The sequence below is a fragment of the Rhodobacter sp. NTK016B genome (genome assembly GCF_017303295.1).
Taxonomy (GTDB): Bacteria; Pseudomonadota; Alphaproteobacteria; order Rhodobacterales; family Rhodobacteraceae; genus Pararhodobacter.
In genome coordinates, this window is sequence record NZ_JAFKOK010000013.1 from 164,886 (window position 1) to 171,811 (window position 6,926).

Here is a 6,926-nt window from a genome sequence, read left to right on the forward strand (position 1 = left end):
TCGCCTGACTACACTATTTTGTGCGCTTCATTGTCTGCCCTTACCCCAAACCTCCTGAAACTCCCGCCACTCCCCCGCACTCATGCCGGTGCTTTCGCGGGTCACGTCCTCACCTTTGAGCATCCGTTTCAAGGCGTCAATCGCCTTTGAGGAGAGCGTGACGCCGCCCATGCGGTAATCCTCGAACGCGCCGAAGGCCAGGGGGACCCAGTCGGCGACCATGGCGGCGATGGCCTCGGCATAGACGCGGATCTCGTATTGGGCATGGGCATCGGCGCGCAGGCGCAGGAAGTGGAAGAGGTTGTGCAGGTCGGTCTTCCAGTACCATTGCGTGTAGATGTTCATCGGCAGGTTCATCCGCGCCAGTTCCCGCGCGAGGCCCTGCTGGTCATCCTGCGACAGCATCTCTTCATAATGGTCGTACATCTGCGAGGCGTCGGATTTCAGCAGCGCCAGCACTCGGGCGGCCTCGGCCCCTTCCAGCACCGCGCCCCGGCCCTGATTATTGACCGTCGATTGCGCGGCCAGCTGCGCGGGTTCGGGGATGTAGAACTCGCGGTCGAGGATCGAATAACGCGCCGAGTATTCGTTGACGTTGGCGGTGCGGTGGCGGATCCACTGGCGGGCGACGAAGACTGGGAGTTTGACGTGCAGCTTGATCTCGCACATTTCGAACGGGGTCGAGTGCCAGTGGCGCATCAGGTAGCGGATCAGCCCCTCGTCATTGGAGACATGCTTGGTGCCCGCGCCGTAGCTCACCCGCGCGGCCTGCACGATGGCCGCGTCGTCGCCCATATAGTCGATGGCGCGCACGAAGCCGTGGTCCAGAACCGGCTGGGCGGTATAGAGATGCTTTTCCATCCCCGGCGCGACGGCGCGCAACGTGGGTTGCGCATTGGCGCGCGCGGCGTCGATCTCGGCTTGTTGCTCAGCGCTCAAGGTCATGGATAAGGCCCTCTGTCCCGGGATTCGTTTCGTCCATCTATAGCACCCCGCCCCGCCCCCGCCGCAAGCTATTGGGGGTAGCGAAACGGGGGGAGACAAACGGGCCCGGCGGATTATGTTGGGGTCAGCAAGGAAAGGGAGAGGGCATGAGCCTGACATATCTGCACACCATGGTCCGGGTGAAGGATCTCGAAGCTTCGATGGCGTTTTACCGGCTGCTGGGGCTGGAAGAGACCCGCCGCCACGAGAGCGAACAGGGCCGCTTCACGCTGGTCTTCATGGCCCCGCCCGAGCAGCCGGAATGCCCGGTCGAGCTGACCTATAACTGGGACGGGGATGACGGCCTGCCCTCGGACAGCCGCCATTTCGGGCATCTGGCCTATAGCACGGACGATATCTATGCGCTGTGCCAGCATCTGGCCGATAACGGCGTGACCATCAACCGCCCGCCGCGCGACGGGCGCATGGCCTTCGTGCGCAGCCCCGACAACGTTTCGGTCGAGTTGCTGCAGGCGGGCAATGCGCTGGAACCGGCCGAGCCCTGGGCGTCGATGCCCAATACCGGGCATTGGTAAGGTGGCCGCCCCGGGTGCCGTGAGTATTTGGGGCAGAATGAAGGGGCGCGCGCGGGCTGGAAGGCTTCGCGCGCGCCTTTTTGCTGCGGGCGCCGCACTTGTGCTGGGGGCGGGCGCCGCGGGGGCGCAGGATTGCCGGCTGGCGCTGGTTCTGGGCTTTGACGTTTCGGCCTCGGTCGATGCGCGGGAATACGAGCTGATGATGCGCGGTACGGCGACGGCCCTGCGCGACCCCGAGGTCCGCGCGGCGCTGTTCGCGGGGCCGCCGGTGGCGCTGGCCGCCTATGTCTGGGGCGGGCGGCGCGAGCAGGCGGTGGCGGCAGGCTGGGCGCTGATCGAACGCGAAACGCAGCTTGCGGAATTCGCCGACCGGCTGGAGGGGTTTCCACGTCCCACCGGCGATCCGTTGGGCCGATGGGGCGGGCGCACCGGTGTGGGTGCGGCGCTGGCGGCGGGCGCCCGGCTTCTGATGCGTGCGCCGGTCTGCGACCGGCAGGTGATCGATCTGGCCGGGGATGGCGAGAACAATGACGGGCCCGACACCACGCGCCTCGACGGGATCACGGTGAACGCGCTGGCGGTCGCCGGCAACATGCCGCTGGGCGAGTTCGGCGCGATCGACGGCTTGCGTCTGTGGTATGCCGAGCGGGTTCTTCAGGGCCCCGGCGCCTTCGTCATCGAGGCGCAGGGTTTCGAAGATTTCGCCCGGGCGATCCGGCTGAAATTGCTGCGCGAGGTCTCGCCGCCGCTTCTGGGCGCGCTCTAAGGCGCGTGCCGGGGCCGCTCAGCGCGGCGGGCGCGACATGTATTGCGCCATCACCGCGATCGAGGCCCCAGAGACGAGGATCATCGCCATGCCGATCATGGTTACTCCGTCGGGCACATGGCCGAAGATCGCCCAGCCCATCAGCGAGGCCCAGACGAAATGCAGGTAATTGACCGGCGCGATCAGCGAGGCCGGGGCCTCGCGATAGGCGCTGGCGAACAGGAAATGCCCGATGGTGAAGCTCACGCCCAGAAACACCATCAGCCCGATATCGAACAGCGAGGGCAATGGCTCGCCCGCCGTTGGGATCGCGGCCAGTGTGAACAGAACCGCCCCCACGAGGTTGGCATTGAACAACAGCGCAATCGGCGTCTCGGTCCGTGTCAGCACGCGGGTAATCAGGTGAAAGCCCGTGGTCGCCGCCGCAAGGCACAGGGCCAGCCCCACGCCCGCCGGATTGAGAGCCGCTCCTGGCCGCACGATCAGCAGCACGCCCGCGAAGCCCAGCGCGGCCAGAAGCCAACCCATCCGGGTGACCTTTTCACCCAGCAGCACAACCGCCAGCGCCATCACCGCGAAGGGTGCGAGATACATGATCGCCACCGTCTCGCCCACCGGCATCAGGCGCAGCGTATAGCCCATGACCAACGTGGCGAAAGCCAGCGTCAGGCTGCGCACCAGCACCATCCAGGGCCGGCTGACATGCCAGAGCCGCCCGCGCATCCGGGGCGCCAGAACGGCCAGCATCATCAGCGTGCCAATGCTGTAGCGCAGCGCGGCGATACGCTCGATCGGCTGGCGCTCGACGAGGTATTTGGTCAGCGCGTCCCCCAGACCGAACAGGGCGACCGCGCAGGTGGCCATCCCGATCCCGAGAAGCAAGCGCCGGGAATCAGCAACTTGAAGGCTCATTCTTTCTCCACGCCGGGGGTCTTCGCACCGGGGTCTTCGGTCGTCGTCCGGGCGGTGTCAAGCATCTCGCCTTCGCTCTCACCCCCGTCCTCGGCCCCCTCTACCGACGCATCGGTCGCGCTTCGCGCGCCTTCCGGGGCGGGCGGACCCTTGGGCAGCCGGGCGATATCGTCGTCAAGCCGCAGCGCCGCCTCGGCATGCGCCCGCACGCGCGGACCCAGCGCACAGGCGGCTTTTGCAAGCGCCGGGTCAGGCGATTGCGACAAGGCGTCGAGTGCATCGAGCAACTGGCCCGCGACCTCGATCATCGCGGCACCGTCGCGGGCGATCGAGGCAAAGGCCGCCTCGACCATCTCGGACGCGGTCCAAGGCTGCACGAAGACCCGCGGATGGTCGACCTTGATCCGGCGCTGGCGGTAGATCGGCACCGCATCGTGGCCGCGTTGCGTGCCCGCGTCGATATCGAGATCCGTTTCCGGCAGCGACCAATCCCACAGCAAACGCTCGAGGCGCGAGACCACCTCGATCGCGGTGCCCGGATCGTTCACCGCCGGCGACAGAGCGCGCGCGGCGATCTCCGACAGCACCGTCAGGCCGAAAACCGGATCCTGTTCGAACGTGCGCGCATCGCCGATCACGAAACAGCGCCGGAGCGCTTCGGGGTCGGCCTCGCCCGCGATCTGCAGAAGCGGCGCGCCGCGCAGCACCTGCTGGCCCGGCCGCCGCAACACCCAGATCGGTCCCGTCGCGCATTCGGCCAGGGCCTTGACGTCGATCACCTGCAAAAAGCCCGAGGTCTTGGCGGTCACGGTACGGACGCGGTCGGCGATCCGCGTCTCATCGGTCATCGGCGCCGCGCCCAGAGCCGGGCGGCGGCGATGCAGCCGCAGCGCGTGATGGGCCCGCGCCTCGGCCCGGTCGAGCGCATCGCGCATCGTGCCCAGCGTGGTCAGATGGGCGATCCAGCGCACCAGCGCCAGAACCACCGCGCCGGTCACCACCAGCGTGACCGCAAGCACCATCGGCGCGCCGCCATCGAACCCCGCCTGAAACAGGATCAGCGCCGTCAGCGAATAGACAAAGGCACCGATAAAGATGCCCAGCACGTTCTGCGTCAGCCCGTCCTGGATCATCAGGTTCAGCACCCGCGGCGTCGCGGTCTGCGCCGCCGCGCGGTGCGACTGCACCATGATCCCCAGCGAAAAGGTCGAGACCGCCAGCATCGACGAGGCAAGGATCTCGAGCACCGGCAGCACCGATTGTGCCTCGATCAGCTTCGCCGCCCAGTCGGGCACCAGAAAGGAAAACAGATGCGCGAGCAACACGCCGACGATGGCCAGCGCGGCAAATAACGAGACCCGGAACCACAGCGCATGAACCAGGCGGCGAAGCCAGACGATGAAACGGCTCACAGGCCGTCAGACCGATTCAGCGGGAAAACCGATGTAATCGAGCGCGGCCTTCACCTGCGGCTCGGGCGCGTCACCGGTGACGGTGACGCGCCGGGCGTCCATGTCAAAAACCGGGGTGCCGCCCAGCGGGGTGATCGCCGCCTCGATCGAGGCGCGGCAATGGCCGCAGCTCATGTCGGGAACGGACAGCGTGTATCTGTGGGACATATCGATCTCCTGTCTCTGACCGACGAAACGCCCCGGCCCGGGGCAAGTCAAGCCTTCCAACCGGAGGAACGCGGCAGCGCGTCGCAGGGTTCCGCCACCGGCCAAGGCAAAGGCGCCCCTTACTACAGAGCCCCTGCCATCTTCATCGGCCATCTTTGATCCGGAAATATCCTGGGGGGTGAATTCGGCTTTGCCGAAGAGGGGGGGCAAAGCCCCCCTGCCCGGTCGCCCGAGGGCTCGGCGCCGGAGGCGTCGCGGGCGAGGGCGAAACCGCTCACCCGTGCTCTGCGCCCTGCCCGGCTTGCCACAACCTCACCCGCCGAAGGCGCGGGTCAGGCAATCCTGAACAGGCTCGACCATGCCCGCGCGGGCGGGATATGCCAGAGCGGGCAGAAGCGTCGTGCCCTCGGGCAGCGGTTCGGATCCGTCGGCCCAGCTCTGCAGCCGGGCGGCGGCCTCGACGGCGTCCGAGGCGGGTGTTTCGCCCGTACGGGCCGCGCGCAGCGCCGGCGCGGCGGCGGTAAGGTCATCGGTGAAGCGCGCCCAGTCGGCGGGATTGGCATGCAGCAGCGTCACCGGGCAGAGCGTCCGCGCCATATCGAGCTCCATTGCCACCGCGTAATCGTAAAACACAGCGGGGAAGTCCGGCTCGACCGCCACGAAGATGCGCAGCAACGGGACCGAGGCCCCCCGGATCTCGGCCTCGCGCGAGATCATCATCTGGCTGTCGGCGCGAAACATCGTCCACGCCCCACCGCTCAGCGCCAGCAGCGGTTCGGCGGGCGCGCCGGGGAAAGCCCCGGCTGCGGGCGCCTCATCGTCGGGCACGAAACGCACGGTCAGGTTTTCGAGCGCCGCCGCGCCGGAAAAAACCGGCACCGGCAGCGCGCAGCCCGCCTCGTCAGCCTCCACCGCGTCGGAAGCGTCGGCGCAGCCCTCTCCCGGCGCGCGCCAGACCACCGATTGCGCCGCGCCGTCGGCCCCGATCGTCAGCGCCTCGATATGGCCCGGCAACAGGCCCAGCATGTCGCCGATCCCCATCCAGCTTCCCGCCATCTCCTCGGGCGTGGGCGCGCGCTGCGCCTCAGCGACGGGGGCGATCAGACACAGGGCTCCAAGCCAGAGGCTGGCGCTCAGGGACAGGGCGGGGACGATTCGGGGCATGGAGATCTCCTTCGCCCGCGTGGTAGCAGCCCCCGGCGTTGTCAGCGATGGCGTTTGGGGCTAGGACGCGCGCAAATACCCTGCCCGTTTCCGTCCGCGCCCCGCTTTTGCGCATCCCGTCCCTGCCCTGCCCACAGCCTGACCACGGAGTGTCCCGATGATCCCCTCGTCGCATATCGACCCGGCCCGCATGGCCCGCCTCTCGGCCCAGATGCTTCTGGATATCGGCGCGGTGCATTTCAACGCGCGCGAGCCCTTCACCCATGCCTCGGGCAACAAGGCCCCGACCTATGTCGATTGCCGCAAACTGATCTCGTTCCCGCGCATCCGCTCGGCGCTGATGGATTTCCTTGTCGCCAAGGTGATGGCCGATGCGGGGTTCGAAGCCTTCGACAATATCGCCGGCGGCGAAACCGCGGGCATCCCCTTCGCCGCGCTGGTGGCCGAGCGCATGGCCCTGCCGATGACCTATGTGCGCAAGAAGCCCAAAGGCTACGGACGTAATGCCCGTATCGAGGGCCTGATGTCCGAAGGCCAGCGCGTGCTGCTGGTCGAGGACATGACCACCGATGGCGGCTCGAAGCTGAGCTTCGTCGACGCGATCCGCGAAACCGGCGCCAGCTGCGCGCATACCGCGGTGATTTTCTATTACGACATCTTCCCCGAGACCGTGCCCCGTCTGGCCGAGCATGGCGTCAGCCTGCATTATCTCTGCACCTGGTGGGACGTGCTGGCCGTGGCCCGCGAGCGCGGCGATTTCGACGCCGAAACCCTCGATTCGGTCGAAGCCTTCCTGCGCGCCCCCAAGGAATGGACGCCGCCGTCCTGACCCGATCTGCGTGCAGATAAGCCACGGGTGAGCGGTTTCACCCTCGCCCGCGACGCCTCCGGCGCCGAGCCCTCGGGCGACCGGAAAGGGGGGCTTTGCCCCCCTCTTCGGCAAAG

8 protein-coding genes are annotated in these 6,926 nt (G+C 67.5%); 3 read left to right on the top strand and 5 right to left on the bottom strand.

The genetic code is table 11. From position 1 onward, the window contains the following. Window positions 1–27: 27 nt before the first annotated feature. A complete protein-coding gene (gene thyX / locus JI664_RS17540; protein ID WP_207015065.1) occupies window positions 28–945 on the bottom strand; it encodes an FAD-dependent thymidylate synthase in 918 nt (305 codons plus the stop codon). Window positions 946–1,091: 146 nt separating this feature from the next. On the opposite strand from thyX, the gene JI664_RS17545 reads away from it, so the two are divergent. Continuing rightward, window positions 1,092–1,520, top strand: a complete 429-nt coding sequence (locus JI664_RS17545; RefSeq protein WP_207015066.1) for a VOC family protein — start codon at window positions 1,092–1,094, stop codon at window positions 1,518–1,520. A 100-nt stretch (window positions 1,521–1,620) separates the two neighbouring features. Then, entirely contained in the window at window positions 1,621–2,286 is a 666-nt protein-coding gene (locus tag JI664_RS17550) for a DUF1194 domain-containing protein (RefSeq protein WP_349768738.1), read from the top strand. Between the two features lie 18 nt (window positions 2,287–2,304). Here JI664_RS17550 and JI664_RS17555 read toward each other — a convergent pair whose 3' ends face one another. From JI664_RS17555 to JI664_RS17570, 4 genes are all read right to left on the bottom strand, one after another. After that, on the bottom strand, window positions 2,305–3,198 hold the full coding sequence (locus tag JI664_RS17555) for a DMT family transporter (RefSeq protein WP_207015068.1): 894 nt from the start codon (window positions 3,196–3,198) through the stop codon (window positions 2,305–2,307). After that, a complete protein-coding gene (locus JI664_RS17560) occupies window positions 3,195–4,610 on the bottom strand; it encodes a DUF2254 domain-containing protein (protein ID WP_207015069.1) in 1,416 nt (471 codons plus the stop codon). The genes JI664_RS17555 and JI664_RS17560 overlap by 4 nt, the downstream gene beginning before the upstream one ends. 6 nt (window positions 4,611–4,616) lie before the next feature. After that, window positions 4,617–4,817 carry a heavy-metal-associated domain-containing protein gene (locus tag JI664_RS17565; protein ID WP_207015070.1) on the bottom strand — a complete coding sequence of 67 codons (201 nt, stop codon included), beginning with the start codon at window positions 4,815–4,817 and terminating at the stop codon, window positions 4,617–4,619. Between the two features lie 312 nt (window positions 4,818–5,129). Further along, window positions 5,130–5,981, bottom strand: coding sequence for a hypothetical protein (locus JI664_RS17570; protein WP_207015071.1), 852 nt, complete (start codon window positions 5,979–5,981; stop codon window positions 5,130–5,132). A gap of 157 nt (window positions 5,982–6,138) precedes the next feature. Here JI664_RS17570 and JI664_RS17575 point away from each other — a divergent pair, with 157 nt between their 5' ends. Next, entirely contained in the window at window positions 6,139–6,810 is a 672-nt protein-coding gene (locus tag JI664_RS17575) for an orotate phosphoribosyltransferase (RefSeq protein ID WP_207015072.1), read from the top strand. Window positions 6,811–6,926: the final 116 nt, after the last annotated feature.